The sequence below is a fragment of the Bacteroides cutis genome (assembly GCF_900241005.1).
GTDB lineage: Bacteria > Bacteroidota > Bacteroidia > Bacteroidales > Bacteroidaceae > Bacteroides > Bacteroides cutis.
Window position 1 is genome coordinate 141911 of sequence record NZ_OEST01000004.1, and the last position, 18373, is coordinate 160283.

Below are 18373 nucleotides of genomic sequence, written 5' to 3' on the forward strand. Positions count from 1 at the left end.
TTTCCTAGAAAAACTTTTATAAAAATATTACCTCATCTCTTTAATACGTTTCAATGCTTCTGTTAGTTTGTGGTCCTTACAGCAAAGTGAAATACGGATAAACCGTTTTCCGTTACTTCCGAAGATAAATCCCGGAGTAATGAACACACGCGCTTCATGTAAAACCTTTTCGGTGAGTTCTTCTACGTCTTCACAACTATCGGGTATTTTTCCCCAAAGGAACATGCCGACTTGATTTTCATCGTATGTACATCCCAGTTCGTGCATAATCTTTCCGGCAAGCCGACGACGGTTACGATAGTTCTTATTATTGTCATCGTACCAATCTTGTCCGGCTTCGAGGGCAATAGCGGCAGCCAGTTGCATGGCACGGAACATTCCGCTGTCGATATTACTTTTCACTTTTAATATCCATTGTACGAAATCTGCGTTCGAGGCAAGCATGCCGATACGCCATCCTGGCATATTGTGACTTTTACTCATGGAATTGAATTCGATGCAACAGTCTTTAGCTCCCGGTACATTGAGGATACTGATGGGATGTTCGTTCAGGATAAAACTGTACGGATTATCATTGACGATGACGATGTTTTTGCGGTGGGCAAAGTCTACCAGTTTTTCATAAAGCTCCGGTGTGGCATTTGCTCCTGTCGGCATATTAGGATAGTTGGTCCACATCAGTTTCACACGACTCATATCCATCTTTTCCAGTTCTTCAAAGTCGGGTATCCAGCCGTTTTCCTCTTTTAGATTATAGTTCACCACTTCTGCACCGAGTATCTTACTGAGGGAAGTGTAGGTTGGATAACCGGGATTGGGAACTAATACTTGCTCTCCCGGATTGACAAAGGCCAGTGTGACATGCAGGATACCTTCCTTGGAACCGATAAGTGGCTGGATTTCTGTGTTGGGGTTCAGGTCTACATCATACCACTTCTTGTACCATCTGGCAAAGCTGCGACGCAGTTCTGGGATACCTATATAAGGCATGTAACCATGACCATCGGGATTTCGGGCTTCTTTGCATAGTGTTTCTATGGTTTTTTCAGAAGGAGGCATATCGGGACTACCGATACCCAGGCTGATAATATCCTTTCCTTCGGCATTCATCTGCGCAACTTCTTTCAGTTTCTTTGAAAAATAGTATTCACTTACGTTTACCAGTCGGTCGGCAGGTTTTATTTTAGATATTTGATTTTCCATCTTCGTATTCTCCTAATATTTTAAGTTCTTTGGTGAGCGGAGTGATAGCCGCAATAGATTGTTTATATCTTAGTACATTGTCGAAAACTATATCTACATAAAACTGATATTCCCATTCTCGTCCAATGATGGGTAGTGATTGTATCTTCGTCAGGTTAATACGATAGAATGACAGGATGGACAATACTTGCGACAAACTACCTTCTGTATGTGGCAGAGTGAATACTATACTAGCCTTGTTGACATCCTTAGTGCGGTGACGATTCAGTTCGTCCACTTGCCAAGGATCCGCTACCACTAGAAAACGGGTGAAATTATGTTTATTGGTTTCAATACCTTCTTGCAGCACTTTCATTCCATAACGTTCGGCAGCAACTTTGGAACAGATAGCGGCATGTCCTTTCAAGTTCTCTTTCTTGATAATCTCGGCACTGAGGGCTGTGTCTTCTCCTTCAACCACTTTGATACGTGGATGTTGTCCCAGAAACTCGCGGCACTGCATTAAGGCTATGGGATGGGAGTTTACTTCTGTGATGTCGTCCCAGTCTTCTTCGGGCAAGCAAACGAAACTATGTGAAATGCGTAATTTATATTCACCTACAATCTGTGTGCCGCTTTGGCGTAGCAGCTCATTGTTGTGTAGCAAACTACCTGCGATCGTATTTTCTATCGCCAGCATACCAATGGTCTGACTGTCCTTTTTGACAGTGGTAAATACATCTTCAAAATTAGCACAACAGATTAATTCTATTTCTTCTCCTTCGAAGTACTTGTGTGCGGCGATGTCGTGATACGAACCTAATATTCCTTGAATGGCTACTTTTTTCATCCTTTCACTATTTGTTTTCTTTGTTTATGCTATAAAAAAAATCCCGCTTCCATACAATGGAGCGGGACTTTATATATTACTTAGTTCTCTATTCTGTTCTTAAGCATCACTGTCACTTGATACATACAAACTCCCGCTCTACTTTCTGGCTAAAGTAAAAGTAAAAAAAGAAGTAATATGCATAAGTAAATGATTTCATTCTTATTATTCTTTTGTTTTTAAATTACGCGACAAAAGTAATACTTTTCTTTTATATGCAAATAAAAAATGAACTTTTTTTATGAATACATTTTTAAAACTGAATTTATGGCAATAGTTTAATCGTCTTGCATGATGCCTTTTATTTGTTCCCACTTATTTACGGCATCGTTTGTTTGATTGCTTCCTGGAGTACTTCTTCCTTCCCGAATATATTTCTGTAGCAATTGTTTCAGCTCTTTTACGATTTCGGGATATTCACGATATACGTTCTTGCTTTCGATCGGATCGTCTTTCATATTGAAGAGTTGTATAGGGGGAAGGTTGGCTATTACGTCTTTGTCAACTCCCGGTTTGGGAAAACTCCACCCGCCGGAACTGGGAGAGCATAATAATTTCCAATCGCCCTTACGGATGGCAAATTGTCCACGGATGGAATGATGTACGGTGGCTTCACGAATTATTTGAGGGTAACAGGGATTTTGAATGAGTGGAAGGATATTGTAACTGTCTTCTGCTTCGTTATCTTTCAGCTTGTATCCGTTCAAGGCGGCAAAAGTGGCGTAAAAGTCATTCAAACATATGGTTTGAGTACATTTTCCTTTACTTGCCACATTATTCCACTCTACGATAGTAGGAACGCGATGCCCACCATCGAAAAGATCAGCTTTCATACCTCGCCAGATGTAGTTGGCATGATGGCCTTTGGCGGCCATCTCAGGAATACCTCCGGCTGGAGAACAACCGTTATCTGTAGTAAAAACTAACAAAGTATTCGAATCGATACCATTACGGCGAAGTGCCTCGCGAACCTGTCCGACTACATCATCCACCATCAATACAAAATCGCCATAATCTCCCAGTCCGGTTTTCCCTTTGAATTTTTTATCAGGAAGGATAGGAGTATGGGGTGCAGGGAGTGGTAAGTAGAGAAAGAAAGGCTGTTTACCGTATGCATGTTCGTCAATGTATTTTATGGCTCTGTTGGTGAGATTTGGTAAGCAATCCTGGTGTGTGAAATCATTACCGATTGCTCCGCCCCGCCAGAAACCGGGTTTCTTTCCTGCGGGAACTGTACCTATCTGGGTGGCGGTAGGTTGGTTGTTTTCAACGTAAACGTATGGCGCCATATCCAGTGAACCACAAAAACCATAGAAATAATCAAATCCCAAATCGACAGGTCCGTTGCTGATAGGTTTTGTATAATCTACATCCTCATCTGCCAGCGCATCTGCATCCGGTTTTTCATGTCCGGCTTTTGTTCCCCAGTTCCAACCCAGATGCCATTTACCTATGCATGCAGTGGTATATCCGTTGGATTTCAGCATTGTTGCAATGGTACTACGTGTGGTAGGGATAATGGGACGGGAGTAACCGTACAATACACCGCTTTTTAGTTTGGAACGCCAGTTATAACGTCCTGTTATGATACCATAGCGGGTAGGAGTACTGACTGAAGAACAAGAGTGTGCATCGGTAAAGATTACCCCATTGGCTGCCATTTGGTCAATGTTGTTTGTCTGGATATGGGAATTCTCATTGAAGGCGGAAACATCCCCATAACCCATATCGTCTGCAAGAATAAAGACAATATTAGGCCTTTGCTGGAGAGTAACTTTTATTTGTCCAGTAGTTTGTGCCTGTAAATACTGCCCTATACACATAGGAATAGACAGTAAACTGAAATAAGATGACTTTTTCATTGTAAATAATAGTTTTGTGTTTCCGTGAAGAAGGTTTGTGTAACAGATAAATAAGTATTTTATTACGTTATAGGAATAATTCAGGGTATGTGGCTGCTATATTAAATGTATCTCCGCTCTCTTCCGATAATTTTAGATATTCGGCACATAACTTTTTAACTATCTTTTTGTATTGAGGTAAACCAAAAAGGTCTTGTGTTTCTTGCGGATCTTTCTCCAAATCAAAGAGATAAACCTTTTTGGCTGCCGGAATAAAGAATAGTTTATAATGTCCGTCTGTCACCATACGTTGAGCTTTTTGCAAATAGGCAGAATAAACGGCTTTACGCTGAGAAGAAGCTTTAGTGTTTTTTAATACACTGACCTGAGAAATAAAATCCAGATGATCAGGCTTTGGGATGCCTACCAAATCATAAACGGTAGGTACGAGGTCTTGCAGATAGACTAACTGATTGCGTACCTCTCCTTTAGGCAATCCCAAACCGCAAAACGCTAAAGGTACTTTTACGCTGTGATCATACATACTTTGTTTCCCAATTAAGCCATGATGTCCCACGGACAAACCGTTATCTGCTGCAAAAACAATCAGAGTATTTTTGTCCATGCCGTTCTTTTTCAGAGCCTCTAAAATTCTTCCTACCTGAGCGTCCATGTGTGTAATCAATGCATAATATTCCTGACGATGTTTTTGTACGGAGTAATGGGTACGGGGAAACGGAGCAAGACGTTCATCTCGTAAGGTTCTTCCGGATTTCATCGCTTCTCCGAAAGGATGTTCTGGCAGAAAATTTTGCGGGACAGAAACTTTGTCCACGTCATACATATTTACATATTCTTTGGGAGCTTGCCGAGGATCATGCGGAGCATTAAAAGCGCAAAACATGAATAAAGGTTCTTTGGAGTTTTTATTTTCATTCATATATGCTATTGTTTCATCGGCCAATATTTCACTCCAATGCTTTCCTTCACTCCAATATCCACCTTTTGATTTGTCCCAGGGAAGCCAGGCGTTATCTTCTTTGTTTGTCGGACGATTGTAGGCATCTTTCGTATCTTTAGGCATTCCCCCTCGTACTTTTACACTCTTATCAAACAACTGATGCGCAGTAATGAATTTCATGTGCCATTTTCCAGTTTGAAAAGTTTTATAACCTGCTTGTTTCATGACTTGAGGCCACATTTCCCCATTGGCAAATTCCGTTTCATATTTCTTACTTTCGGCCTTATAGGTGTTCCAAATGTAACGGCCGGTTATTAACTGTGAACGGCTGGCAATACTGATAGCACCATTCCATCCACCCATTATATATGCATTGGAGAAACGGACTCCATTTGATATCAACTTGTCCAGATTGGGAGAGATAATTTCATCGTTACCGAGAATATCCAATCCGTCGTAGGTCATGTCATCTACGAACAAAAAAAGTACATTTGGTTTATCTTGGGGGGTATGATGGTTTTGTCCGGTGTTCGCGGAAAATAAAATTTGAGGAATTGTTAATACAGAGGTAGCTATTAATTCAGATAAAAGTGTATGTGTCATGGCAAATCATTTAATTTTGAATACTCAAAATTATGCCTTTTACCTCAAGAATATTGTTAGTTTTGTATCAAATATTGTTTTCACAGTCTCAAACTTCCTTTTTGCAATCAATAGGGTGCCACAATAATCTGTACAGGACGATGATCAGATGCTACGGGCTCATTGATAACTTTTCGTTTGATTACTTTAAAACGGTTCTCGTTTTTGCGGTCAAGATAAATGTAATCAAGGGTTGAATCGGGTAAATTAGCCGGATATGTCTGAATATTGATATCATTCAGAGTAATAAAGTGTTTACCTAACTCTTGTTGAGGCTTGTCTGTAGGCAATGAATTCATGTCACCTGCAAGAAAAACAGGCTTACTGATGTCTTCCAGTACTTTTAGAATGATCGGAATAGAGATCAGTTGATCTTCTGGTGTTAACGATTGATGAGTGGCGCAGAATATATAATCTTTAAATTCGGCAACAATCATGGTACGTTCTTCTTCACGTCCGGGCATAGGAATAACTTTATGATTTAAAGGAACTTCTTTGGAAAGGATACCGATACCGTAACTTCCACCTTGAAAAGGAATAGCAGACGCATAAATACCGTGCATCTTAGTATATTCTTTGAGTTTTTCCAGTGCAAATACTCTGTTGTTTCGCTGGGTTACACTATCTAATTCCAGAAGTGCTACTACATCGGGAGATACTTTGAGAATAACATCAGCAATACGCTGATAGTCGCGTTTATTATCCATTCCGATGCAATTGTGCACATTATAAGAAAGAATATTTATTTTTTTCTGTTGTGCTTTACCTGCTGCAAATACCAGTAAGAGGACGAATAATAGTAGATAACGTTTCATGATAACAGATTATATGTTGATTATAAGCCAAGTATATTTGTTGTATTTTCACTCGGTTGATTACCGTATTGTCCGTTAAATTCCTGTATTTCTTTGGGATTTAGTTCCAATCCTTTTTTCATATCTTCAACGGAACCGTCTTTGTCACCGTTCAGTAGTTTGGCACGTCCACGTTCATGATAAGCTTGAGCGAAGTTAGGATTTAGTTCAATGGCTTCATCGAACAGTTCGATGGCTTCATTTAGTTTCTTTTGTACAATGTAGAGTTGTCCTAAATAGAGGAAAGCCTGTTCGTTGAAAGGATTCAGTTCAGTTACATATCGGTAATCAGTTTCGGCATCTTTTTCTGTACCGATAGCCTCTTTTATTTTTCCGCGAAGTAACAAGGCACTTTCGTCATCAGCATCCTGAGCTAGGATGGCTTCAATATCTTCCATAGCTTCTTTGTATTGATGCATTTTTATCAAAGCTTCTGCGCGTAACAAGCGGGCTTCGATGAAGTCATCTTTCAGCACAATGGCTTTTGTCAGATGGGCGATACACATGATATCGTCATTTTGACCATTATCTGCTTTTCCCAGCAGATAGTGTGCCATGGCATTACCTTCTTCAATGGCAATAGCTTTTTTAGCTGTTTCGGCCATTGCCGGATAGTCTTCTTGCATATAGTAAACATTGGCAAGGGTTAGAAAAGTTGAGGTATGTTCCGGTTCTATTTCGGTCATACGCTCCAGTAGTTTGTGTGCCTCGTCGAGTGCACCAGTTTGTATATAAACTTGTGCCAGGTAACCCATCGTTTCAAAATCTTCCTGCAAAGCAAGTGCTTCCGTAAAGCATTGGATCGCATAATCCGTACGTCCCATGCGTTGTGCACGCATACCATCGTATTTGAATATTTCAAAGTGCTTCTGAATGTTTTTCTGTTTTTCCTCTTCCGGAGTAATTGGTTTACTGGAGAAAAAAGATTTAAAAAATCCCATATTTCGTTATTTAAGAATTAAAGATTAAAAAGTGAAAAAAAAGTAACTTCATATTTCAGCAACAAAAGTAATGAATTATTTTTTGATTTGCAGCATTCCATTGACTGCAATAATTTTTCCTTCATTCAGTAGTTGATGAATTGTTTTAGTCAAAAGTTCCTTATCTATTAGTAAATTTTCTAAAAGGGTAGCAGGCGTCATGGGTTGTTCACTCAGTATCAGGTAGATACTTTTGGAAATTTCTTTCTCAGAAAGTTTGTCTGAAATACTTTTTTTCTTGTTACGGAGTTTAATACAAGTATCGCACAGTCCACATTGATGTTCATTTTTCTCGCCAAAGTAGCGTAATAGCATGCGGCTGCGACATACGGTATCATTGGTCACATAGTCTAACATAGCTCCGATACGCATTTCGTAGCGTTCTTTACGTTTTTCATATACGGAGGGCGGAATATTAATATATTTTGTTTCCACTCGTTCGCGTGTATATATTATATAAGGTGTCTTTTTATGTGGAATGTAACTGACGATGTGTAACTTGGCAAGGCGTATCAACTGTTCGTATATTTGGCGGCGGGTAAGTCCCGTACGCACGGCAATCGAATCTTCATTGATAAAAGTATAATCGGTAAACACACCTGTATAAGAACGTAGTATGGTTTGGATAAGCATATCCATGTCGTCACCCAGTTCCCGTAGTTTGTAAAGTTCTTCCCTACGGATGGTGAAAAGGAGCCGTGAGGCATTATCTTGCTCGTCGGTATATTCCAGATAACCAGCCTGGGTTAGTATTTTCAGTGCACTATCCACTGGTACAGGGAAATATTTGAATTTCCGGCAGAAATCCTCGATGTTGAATTCGCGTATACACCCCTGTCCATCACCCATCGCCATCTGATAATAATATTGTAGATGTTCGTATACTTCTCTGATGTATTCTTTTTCAGGGAAGGTATCGGGAATTCGTTTGTGTAGGGTCGTTTTATCCGATTTAGTAAAAAGTACCACGGCGTAAGCTTTTTGTCCGTCACGTCCTGCGCGCCCCGCTTCCTGGAAGTATGCCTCTATGGAATCCGGTAAATCCATGTGGATGACGATACGTACATCCGGTTTGTCTATTCCCATACCAAAGGCATTAGTGGCTACCATGACACGACTTTCGCCCGATTGCCACCGATGTTGTCGGATGTCTTTCGTTGTATCATCCAGACCGGCATGATAAAAGTCGGCGGTGATACTCTCGTTGTTCAGTAATTCGGTGATTTCCTTGGTACGGCGGCGGTTACGTACATATACAATAGCACTACCGGGTATTTTGTGTAGGATATGTAATAATTCTCCAGTCTTGTTTTCCGTGTTGCGTACGATATAGGCAAGGTTTTGCCGCTCAAAACTCATACGGAATACATTCTCCTCTCGGAAATTGAGACGTGTTTGGATATCTTTAACCACTTCTGGTGTTGCGGTAGCAGTTAGCGCAAGTATGGGTACATTTGGCAAAAGTTCACGAATTTCGGCTATTTTCAGGTAAGCGGGACGGAAGTCGTATCCCCACTGTGAGATACAATGACTTTCGTCCACTGTAATCATATTGATATTCATCTTCTGCAATTTGGTGCGAAAGATTTCGGTATCCAGCCGTTCAGGAGAGATGTAAAGGAATTTGTAATTGCCGAAAATACAGTTTTCAAGGGTAACGATAATTTCTTGGCGGCTCATGCCCGAATAGATGGCAAGCGCCTTGATGCCCCGTTTTTTTAGGTTCTGCACCTGATCTTTCATTAGTGCAATCAGAGGGGTGATGACAAGACACAACCCTTTCTTGTCAAGTGCAGGAACTTGGAATGTAATAGACTTCCCACCTCCTGTAGGCATCAGCCCTAAAGTGTCTTTACCCTCACCAATACTATTTATGATGTCTTCCTGAATGCCGCGGAAGGTATTATAACCCCAATATTGCTTTAATATCTCCTGATACATAATATGAAGTGATAGGGGTAGAGTGATAAAATGATAGGCTGATAAAGTAATATCATCCTATCACTTTATCACTCCTACTACCTTTTTAGTTTGGCTTTATGTCCTCGATTTGTAACTGTACTTCGCCTCGCTTATGAGTATTTTCTTCAATTGTATAACAGATGTCGAATGAACGTTTCGTTTTGATGAAACGTACATGCGAACTTTGTCCAAAGGCGATACCGTTCATAACATTGTTCGATTTGTTGTCTACAAGTTCTAGTTTAATATGCTCCTGATCGCGTCCCACAACCTTACTTGTACCGTAATCATATACGTTATGCGTACAAAATACCGGCTTCGTATTGTCGGGACCGAACGGATTAAATTTCTTCAAGTCGTTACAGAACTTAGGAGTGATATCTCTAAAGTCGATTTCGGCATTAATATCAATAACTGCACTGGTTTGTTCGGGTAGGATATGTTGTGAGACGAATTCTTCAAAGCGCTCGGTAAAAGCGGTTACATTCTCCACTTTCATGGAAAGACCTGCTGCATAGGTATGTCCTCCGAAGTTTTCCAGAAGATCACGGCAATATTCGATAGCTTTGTATACATCGAAACCAGAAACCGAACGGGCAGACCCCGTCGCCATATTATCCGTCCGCGTCAATACAACGGCAGGGCGATAATATACCTCTGTCAGACGGGAAGCGACGATACCAATGACACCTTTATGCCAGTCTTCGTTATACAGAACAATGGAACGACGGTCTGCTAGTCCATCTAATTCCTCTACAATCCGATTAGCTTCTTCAGTCATGGTTTTGTCAAGGTCTTTACGGGTTTCATTGTATTGGTTTATTTGGCTGGCCTTTTCCAAAGCAAGGGAAAAATCTTTCTCAGTCAGCAGGTCTACAGCTTCTTTCCCATTCTGTATACGTCCGGAAGCATTGATACGCGGACCTATTTTGAATACGATATCACTGACGGTAATATCCTTTTCAGCCAATCCGCAAACGTCGATGATGGCTTTCAGACCTACACTGGGGTTACTGTTCAGTTGTTTCAAACCATGATAAGCCAAGATACGGTTTTCTCCCATGATAGGTACAATATCCGAAGCAATACTGACAGCACAAAGGTCTAACAGCGGAATTAAATGATGAAACTCAATACCATTGCTGATGGCAAATGCCTGCATGAATTTGAAACCGACACCACAACCTGAAAGATGTTCGTAGGGATAAGTATTATCCTCGCGTTTAGCATTCAGGATGGCTACGGCAGGCGGCAGTACTTCATCGGGTACATGATGGTCACAGATGATGAAATCTATACCTTTTTCTTTTGCATATGTAATCTCATCTATGGCTTTGATACCACAATCCAATACAATAATCAATCCTACACCTGTTTCAGAAGCATAATCTACACCTTTAACAGAAACTCCGTACCCTTCGTTGTAGCGATCGGGAATGTAATAATCTATGTTCGAATAGAACTGTTGAATAAACTTGTAGACTAGTGCTACGGCTGTGGTACCATCTACGTCATAATCTCCATAAATCAGAATGCGCTCTTTCTTTCCCATCGCCTTGTTCAGGCGTTCTACAGCTACGTCCATGTCCTTCATTAGGAATGGGTCGTATAAATCCGGCAATTGCGGGCGGAAGAACTTCTTGACAGCTGCTGCTGTTGTTATTCCCCGCTCTATCAGCAGTCTACTAAGTATCGGGCTAATCCCCAATTCTTGGGCTAGTTGTTGGCTAGCTTCTGCTTGTTCGGATGTAATGGGTAGATAATTCCATTTGTGAGTCATTTTATATATTATTTTTCTTTTTTCTATCTCAGAACGTTGGAGAAGGGGAGCTTTCTGCTATCTTAATGCGTACTTTTCTCCAACAAGCTGTAAAGGTATGAAAAACTCTTGAAACGGAGGTGAATTCTATAGAAAATATTCATAACGTCGTATATTCTATAATAAAATCATCTTATTTTTGTATTGTCTAAATAAGTAGGCAACTTTTGAAGTTATTAAAGCGAGGACTAATTATGTTGACTTTTATCTCTTGTGCTAAGACGATGGCATCACGTTACACCTTAACCGTGCCCAAAGTTACTGTTCCATTCTTTGAAACGGAGGCTGTGAGTAATGTATTGGAAATGTCACAATATTCGGTTGGAGAGCTGGAAAAACTATTGCGGGTGAATACCAAGATTGCTACTGAGAATTGGTTTCGGTTTCATGATTTCTGTTCTGAAACTAATCGCCCTATGCCTGCTATCTGTGCCTACACGGGGATTGTATATAAACACATTATGCTGGAAGATTTTACAGTAGATGATTTCCTATATGCTCAGGAACATCTTCGTATTACCTCTTTTCTGTACGGATTACTTTGTCCTCTGGATGGCATTAAACCTTATCGTCTTGAAGGGGATGTGCGTTTGTCGGAGAAAGGTGGTGACTCCATGTTTGATTATTGGAAACTGTTATTGACAGACCTTTTTATTACAACCATCAAAAAACAAGGTGGTATACTCATCAATTTGGCAAGTAGCGAGATGAAAGGCTTGTTCGATTGGAAGCATGTAGAGTCGGAAGTACGTGTCATTACACCTGAGTTCCAGATATGGAAAGGTGGTAAATTAAAAACGATTGTTGTATATACTAAAATGTGCCGTGGTGAAATGCTACGTTATATTATTAAGAATCGGATAGAGCGTCCCGAAGACCTGAAAGCTTTTTCGTGGGAGGGTTTTACCTTTGACGGAAATCATAGTATGGATAATCATTTGCAGTTTACATTGATTTCCTGAAACTTACTTTTGGCTTTCATATTTCTTTTTAGCAACTTTGCAAAGTGAACCATGTATTTGTATCTAACAATCAATGACTTCGAAAATAATGAATATATTAAACGACCTTTGGCTATAACTTTAGTAAGACATGTGATGAAATACGTCCAACTTATCGTATGGATTCAAGTTGCCAAGGAAGCTATAATTGCATTCTTGGAAAGTACGGATTTCGAGGATGCCATTCGTTTGGCAATATCTTTGGGAGGGGATGCGGATACAATGGGAGCCATTACTGGTGGAATATCAGAAGCCTACTATAAGAATATTCTTATAGGGATAAAACAGGAGGTTATAAAAAGACTGCCGGATGAGTTTATAAATGTCATGTGGCATTTTTCCCGGAAATTTAATAAAGAATCTTATTTATGCCTTTTTGATTCTTCTCGTGTTTGATTTTCATAGTTCTTAGCTTTGCGTAAAATGAAGATTATATTGCGCGAAAAGAGCATGGAAAAAGTAAATGAACACTTATTTTTGTCTCCATAATAATTATTAACTTTAATGCAATAAGGAAGCAAGTGTAAGTGGAAGAAATCCCCCTTGATATTCTTCTACTGGACTTCTTCTGAAATTAATTAAGAAAATGGAGATAGGCATTGATTTAGGTGGAACTAATATAAGGGCCGGTTTGGTAAAAGATGGGGTTATCATCAAGAAAGAAATAGTTCCATGTCCCTCCCAGGCTATTGAACAAGACGTACTGCTTTGTCTGGAAAGTTTGGTTGATCGTATGATGTGTCCCGAAGTAAAGGGAATTGGTGTGGGGGTACCTTCGGTGGTAGATGTTAAAGAAGGTATTGTGTATAACGTGATGAATATTCCTTCGTGGAAGGAAGTACCTTTAAAAGGTTTACTTGAAAAACGCTTTTCGATACCAGTATACATCAATAATGATTCTAACTGTTTTTCTTTAGGAGTGAAACAATTTGGCGAGGGACAGCCCTATCATAATGTGGTAGGTGTAACTCTCGGAACAGGAGTAGGTACAGGTATCATCATTAATGACAAACTGTACGGAGGACAAAATACGGGAGCCGGAGAAATAGGCTCATTACCTTATTTAATCCATGACTTTGAACATTATTGTAGTAGTGCTTTTTTTGTACGCTATTATAATACTACCGGAAAGGAAGTGGCTGCGAAGGCTACGGCTGGTGATGTACATGCGTTGGAGATATGGAAAGAGTTTGGTTCTCATTTGGGAGAATTGATGAAGGCTATATTGTTTACTTACGATCCTGAAGCCATTATCATAGGAGGAAGTATAGCGTCGGCTTTTACTTTTTATGAAACTTCTATGTGGAAAACGATATCTACGTTTCCATATATGGAAACGGTGAAACGGATAAAGATTATTGTTTCGCAGATAAAAGACGTTGCATTGTTGGGAGCTTCTGCTTTGGTGAATAACGCGATGATATAAACATTAATACATAAAAAATAGAAACCATGAAAACTAACTTGATGAGATCGTTGATTTTGTGTGGCTGTATTGGAATGGCTCTGGTATCTTGCCAAAAACAAGGTTTATTGGCGGATGACCTGTTACTCTCTGATGATTGGAAAGTACAATCTTCTGCTAAAACTACTTTGTTGGGAGAGCAACTCTCTATGCCCGAAGCTGAGGTAAAGGGTTGGTATGATGCAGTAGTACCTTCTACTGTAATGGGAGTGTTGACCGATAATGGTGTGTATTCCGATGTTTTGGAGGGTGGAAATTATAAAAATATAGATAAATCTCTTTTTGATACTACTTGGTGGTATCGGAAAGATTTTGAAATTCCTCATCTTGAAGAAGGACAACATGTTGCGTTGATGTTCGATGGAATTAGTTATGCAGCAAATGTTTGGTTGAATGGCAGGCAGATAGTAAATCGCGGTTCTTTGTATGGCCCTTTTCGCCGTTTTAAACTGGATGTAACCGATGATGTTCAGAAAAAAAATGTTTTGGCAATTGAAGTGTATCGTGCCCGGCCTGGAGAACCGAATATAGGTTTTGTAGATTGGAATCCACGTCCTGCGGATGAAAATATGGGTATTTTCCGAGAAGTACGGTTGGTTACCAGTAATGAAGTTGCTATGGAACATTCTGTAGTACATTCAAAAGTGAATACAGAAACATTAGATGAGGCTTGGCTAACAGTGGAAACTGAATTAACAAATCAGTCTGACAAGGCAGTTAGTGGTGAGCTGAAAGGTGAATTAGAAGGAAAAACTTTCTGTATTCCAGTGTCATTGGCTGCTAATGAAACGTACGTTGTAAAAGTAACATCGGAACAAACGGATGTTTTATATCTGAAAAAACCTCGTCTTTGGTGGTGTCACAATATGGGAAATCCCGAAATGTATAAATTGGATTTGCAGTTTGTGGTAAACAACAAGGTTTCAGATCGGGAGACAGTTGATTTCGGGGTTCGCGAGATAAAAGATTATCTTACGGAAGAGAATGCTCGCGGCTTCCTCTTGAATGGTAAAAAAGTTCTTGTCCGGAGTGCCGGATGGACAGATGATATTTTTCTTCGCGACACTCCGGAAAGCAATGAAACCCAAGTGCAATACGTTTGTGATATGAACCTGAATTCCATCCGTTTTGAGAATATCTGGGGTACTTCGCAGAATGTTTATGACCTTTGCGACCGCTACGGACTGTTGGTACTCGTTGGCTGGAGCTGTCATTGGGAATGGGACAGTTACCTCGGTTCGCCTTGCGACGAATACGGCGGTATCAAGACCGAGCACGACATGGACCTGATAGCCCGTTCACTGAACGACCAGGTATTGTGGTTGCGCAATCATCCCAGTATCATCGCCTGGTTTGTGGGCAGTGACGTAATGCCGCGTCCCGAACTTGAAAGACGCTACAAGGCATGTCTTGACGAGATAGACGACCGCCCTTATATCACTGCCGCCAAAGAAATGACGAGTGAGATTAGCGGTCCGAGCGGTACGAAGATGGCAGGTCCTTATGAGTATGTAGCGCCTAATTATTGGTATGCCTCAGAAGCTCCCGGCGGTGCTTTCGGCTTTAATACCGAAACCGGTATCGGCGCGCAACTTCCTGTTATCGAGTCTATTCGCAAGATGATACCCGAAGATAAACTCTGGCCGCTGAATGATGTATGGAATTATCATTGTACGGCATCTACCACCGCTATGAATAATCTGGATGTGCTGACGGAGAATATCACCGCCCGTTATGGCGAAGCCAAAGACCTGAACGATTACCTTCGTAAAGCCGATTTATTGAATTATGAGGGCACACGTGCCATGTTTGAAGCTTTCCGTGTTAACGTGCCCCGTACAACGGGTATCGTGCAGTGGATGCTTAATTCTGCCTGGCCTTCTTTCTACTGGCAACTGTACGACCATTATCTGGTGCCTACTGCTGCCTACTATTCCGTGAAGAAAGCAAACCGGACGCAACAGTTGATGTATGATTATGGCAAGAAAGCCGTCTTTGCAGTCAATGAAGGTGTGGAACCTCAACATCTGAAAGGGAAAATGGCTGTTTATGATTTGAACGGTAAGTTGTTGGCAGAGGAAGAAAAAGACTTGGAAGTATTGCCTTACGAGCCGGTTGAGATATTCAAAGTTCCTGTTCCCGGTGATAATGCTTTCCTTATGTTACAGTTGACGGACAATCAGGGCAAGCTGCTGACTGATAACTTCTATTGCCTTTCCGCTACCGATGATGTGTACGATTGGGCCAAATCCACCTGGTACCAGTCTCCGATTACGAAACCTGCCGATTTTACCAAGTTAGCTTCGATGCCGCAAGCCGAATGCAAGGCGGATGCCGCTTTGAAGCAAAAGGGTGACAGTACGTGGGTAGAGGTGAAATTGGAAAATGCTCCTGCTGCTGTGGCCTTCTTTATCCGTCTTTCTTTGAAGGATGCGCAGGGAGAATTGATTACTCCGGTATTTTGGGAAGATAATTATCTTTCTTTGGCTCCGGGTGAAACAAGAACGGTAAAATGTTCCATTCCGCGGTCTGTAAGAGTCTCTGCTCCTGTCATTCTGAGTGTTTCCGGCTGGAATGTAGCAGAGAAAAATCTGGAACTTGGCTTGCAAAAGATGAAATAAGTGCCTACCTTGCACTCCGTATGGTTAGGCTGATATTATTGACTGATTTTACGGAAGCTTTTGCTCACAACTTATTGAGGGGCATCCTGGAGTACTCCAAAGGTCGCGAACCTTGGGTGGTATGCCGGATGCCCCCTTCTTATAAAGAAACTTACGGTCTGGAAAGCGTACTGAAGTGGGCAAAAAAATGGGAGGCGGATGCTATCATTGCCCAGTTCAATGACGATGACGATGTGTGGGTTTTTCGTCAAAACGGTATAGTTGCTTTGGCGCAGGACTTCAAATCGCGTTTCACTTCCATTCCTAATATTACCAGTGAATACAAACAGACCGGACGTATGGCGGCTGATTTCTTCCTCCAAAAAGGTTTCCGTAATTTTGCTTTCTATGGTTATCGGAATGTGGTTTGGTCGGAAGAACGTTGCACGGGTTTCCGTGAACGAATTATTGAGAAAGGTTTTGGCGGTAATTTCTACGATTATCGCAAACAGCCTTTAGAAAATTTGTGGTACTACGAGTCGGAGCCTTTGGCAAATTGGATAAAATCTCTTCCGCATCCGGTTGCTTTAATGGCGTGCGATGATACGCAAGCCAATCGTATCATGGAGGTCTGCCGGATATTGGGCATTCATATTCCGGAGGAGATTGCCGTATTAGGGGTTGATAATGATGATATTGTCTGTAGCCTTTCAGAGCCGCCTTTGTCCAGTGTCAGCCTGAATATACAAAAAGGTGGATATGAAGCTGCCCGGCTGATTGATGCCTTGATTCATGACAGTACTACAACTTATGAAGATGTAATCATCCATCCGGTCACTATCGTAAACCGCCTCTCCACAGATATTTATGCGACCGATAATCCGTCTATTCTTACTGTGCTGCGGTTCGTTCATCAGAATTTGGCAAATAAAATCGGAGTGGAGGATGTGGTGAAGCAAGTTCCTCTTTCCCGCCGCTTGCTTGAAATGCGCTTCCGCGAAGCTACGGGAAAATCTATTTACCAATATGTCTTTGACCTCCGTATGGAGCGCTTTTCGCAATTACTACTGGCAAGCGATGCTCCTATTGCCGAAATTGCCGTGCAAGTCGGGCTTCCTGATTCTAAAAATCTGGCACGGCAATTCAAGCAATATAAAGGTTGTGTGCCGGTTGAGTATCGCAAACAAAATCGTATCAAGTAGGTGCTTGCTATTCAAATGCTATTATTGGTGTATTAATCATCACGACTGACAGTACCGTCATAATTATCTTTCCATTGTCGTCCATGGTCATCACGATAGCTACCAAATCCTTGGTCTTTTAATTCGCGTTCAAAACCATTTTCATCAGTAGTCGTTATTCGTTCGGTTTCTTCGTTCGATGAGGAAGAACTGCCGGAAGATGACGTACTGCTGAAAGCTGCTTTACCCAAAATCATCAAAATGAGATAAAGTATTAAAGGCATATAATGACAACGCTTGCTACAGCGCCTATAACCATTGCCAAAGCGCAGGAAACTATCATGAAGACAGATTTCCCGATAATACTGCCTGCACTATCCAGATAGATGAAAGTTTGGAAGATACTGGCGCAAATCAGCATAGATAGAAACATAATGATAGTGAAATTTATATTATCTAGATTTACTTGCGTGTCTATCATCTGTTTGTATAGAAACAAGTAACCAAATATATTGCAAGATTTTTTAATATTTCTTTTTTCTCAAATCTTTTCCTTCGTACTTGCAGATAGCTTCAATCCATTCTTCCGTTAGCGGTTTGGATATATGCTTGTTGAGGTCGTATGTCACCATAATAGAAGTACAGGTACATTTCACTTCACGTGTTTCTGTATCGATAACACGCTGGGCAAGGTGAAAACTTTTGGTTCCTATCTTTGTGACGGCAGTTTGTACAGCGATGTGGTCTGAACCATAAATCTGTGCAAGAAAATCTGCCTCAATGTGGACAACGACAATCCCGTCTTTTTGCCAATCGACGTGAGGACATACGGAAGCAAAATATTCTGTTTTACCTAAATCATAAAAAGAGAAATAGACCGTATTGTTGACATGCCCGAATTTATCAACATCGTTAAAGCGTAGTTGTATAGGCAAGGTGTGGTTAAATTGAATTTCTTCCATTGTTTTCTCTTAAACTTTTCTATTATCGGTGCAA

15 protein-coding genes and 1 pseudogene are annotated in these 18373 nt (G+C 40.9%); 5 read left to right on the plus strand and 11 right to left on the minus strand.

Annotated elements, in window-relative coordinates; all coding sequences use genetic code 11:
- Window positions 1-27: 27 nt before the first annotated feature.
- The 8 genes from C1A09_RS10235 to recJ form a co-directional block, all read right to left on the minus strand.
- Entirely contained in the window at window positions 28-1203 is a 1176-nt protein-coding gene (locus tag C1A09_RS10235; RefSeq protein WP_101543704.1) for a pyridoxal phosphate-dependent aminotransferase, read from the minus strand.
- On the minus strand, window positions 1184-2032 hold the full coding sequence (locus C1A09_RS10240) for a prephenate dehydratase (RefSeq protein WP_101543707.1): 849 nt from the start codon (window positions 2030-2032) through the stop codon (window positions 1184-1186). The genes C1A09_RS10235 and C1A09_RS10240 overlap by 20 nt, the downstream gene beginning before the upstream one ends.
- A gap of 317 nt (window positions 2033-2349) precedes the next feature.
- The gene (locus C1A09_RS10245) at window positions 2350-3933 is read right to left on the minus strand and encodes a sulfatase family protein (protein WP_101543710.1); all 1584 of its coding nucleotides are present in this window, start codon (window positions 3931-3933) and stop codon (window positions 2350-2352) included.
- Window positions 3934-4000: 67 nt separating this feature from the next.
- The gene (locus C1A09_RS10250; RefSeq protein ID WP_101543712.1) at window positions 4001-5476 is read right to left on the minus strand and encodes a sulfatase family protein; all 1476 of its coding nucleotides are present in this window, start codon (window positions 5474-5476) and stop codon (window positions 4001-4003) included.
- A gap of 107 nt (window positions 5477-5583) precedes the next feature.
- Window positions 5584-6330 (minus strand): endonuclease/exonuclease/phosphatase family protein, encoded by a 747-nt coding sequence (locus C1A09_RS10255; protein WP_101543715.1) that lies wholly within the window; start codon window positions 6328-6330, stop codon window positions 5584-5586.
- A 20-nt stretch (window positions 6331-6350) separates the two neighbouring features.
- Entirely contained in the window at window positions 6351-7310 is a 960-nt protein-coding gene (locus tag C1A09_RS10260) for a tetratricopeptide repeat protein (protein WP_101543718.1), read from the minus strand.
- A 75-nt stretch (window positions 7311-7385) separates the two neighbouring features.
- On the minus strand, window positions 7386-9290 hold the full coding sequence (locus C1A09_RS10265; protein WP_101543720.1) for a RecQ family ATP-dependent DNA helicase: 1905 nt from the start codon (window positions 9288-9290) through the stop codon (window positions 7386-7388).
- Window positions 9291-9375: 85 nt separating this feature from the next.
- Window positions 9376-11091, minus strand: coding sequence for a single-stranded-DNA-specific exonuclease RecJ (gene recJ, locus C1A09_RS10270; RefSeq protein WP_101543722.1), 1716 nt, complete (start codon window positions 11089-11091; stop codon window positions 9376-9378).
- Window positions 11092-11324: 233 nt separating this feature from the next.
- On the opposite strand from recJ, the gene C1A09_RS10275 reads away from it, so the two are divergent.
- The 5 genes and pseudogenes from C1A09_RS10275 (at window position 11325) to C1A09_RS10295 (ending at window position 17398) form a co-directional block, all read left to right on the plus strand.
- The gene (locus C1A09_RS10275) at window positions 11325-12092 is read left to right on the plus strand and encodes a YaaA family protein (RefSeq protein ID WP_101543724.1); all 768 of its coding nucleotides are present in this window, start codon (window positions 11325-11327) and stop codon (window positions 12090-12092) included.
- Window positions 12093-12196: 104 nt separating this feature from the next.
- Window positions 12197-12527 (plus strand): annotated as a pseudogene (locus C1A09_RS10280) (ADP-ribosylglycohydrolase family protein); the annotation flags it as partial.
- 190 nt (window positions 12528-12717) lie between these two features.
- Window positions 12718-13557, plus strand: coding sequence for an ROK family protein (locus tag C1A09_RS10285; protein ID WP_101543726.1), 840 nt, complete (start codon window positions 12718-12720; stop codon window positions 13555-13557).
- Window positions 13558-13583: 26 nt separating this feature from the next.
- Window positions 13584-16217, plus strand: coding sequence for a glycoside hydrolase family 2 protein (locus C1A09_RS10290; RefSeq protein ID WP_101543729.1), 2634 nt, complete (start codon window positions 13584-13586; stop codon window positions 16215-16217).
- 20 nt (window positions 16218-16237) lie between these two features.
- Entirely contained in the window at window positions 16238-17398 is a 1161-nt protein-coding gene (locus C1A09_RS10295) for an AraC family transcriptional regulator (RefSeq protein WP_101543731.1), read from the plus strand.
- A gap of 32 nt (window positions 17399-17430) precedes the next feature.
- On the opposite strand, the gene C1A09_RS10300 is transcribed toward C1A09_RS10295, so the two are convergent.
- Genes C1A09_RS10300 through C1A09_RS10310 form a run of 3 tightly spaced genes read right to left on the minus strand, consistent with a single transcriptional unit; the run spans window position 17431 to window position 18339 of the window.
- On the minus strand, window positions 17431-17661 hold the full coding sequence (locus tag C1A09_RS10300) for a hypothetical protein (protein WP_101543733.1): 231 nt from the start codon (window positions 17659-17661) through the stop codon (window positions 17431-17433).
- Entirely contained in the window at window positions 17652-17858 is a 207-nt protein-coding gene (locus tag C1A09_RS10305) for a hypothetical protein (protein WP_101543735.1), read from the minus strand. Before C1A09_RS10305 ends, C1A09_RS10300 begins: the two co-directional genes overlap by 10 nt.
- Before the next feature lie 43 nt (window positions 17859-17901).
- Window positions 17902-18339: an acyl-CoA thioesterase gene (locus C1A09_RS10310; RefSeq protein WP_101543737.1), complete on the minus strand. Its 438-nt coding sequence runs from the start codon at window positions 18337-18339 to the stop codon at window positions 17902-17904.
- Window positions 18340-18373: the final 34 nt, after the last annotated feature.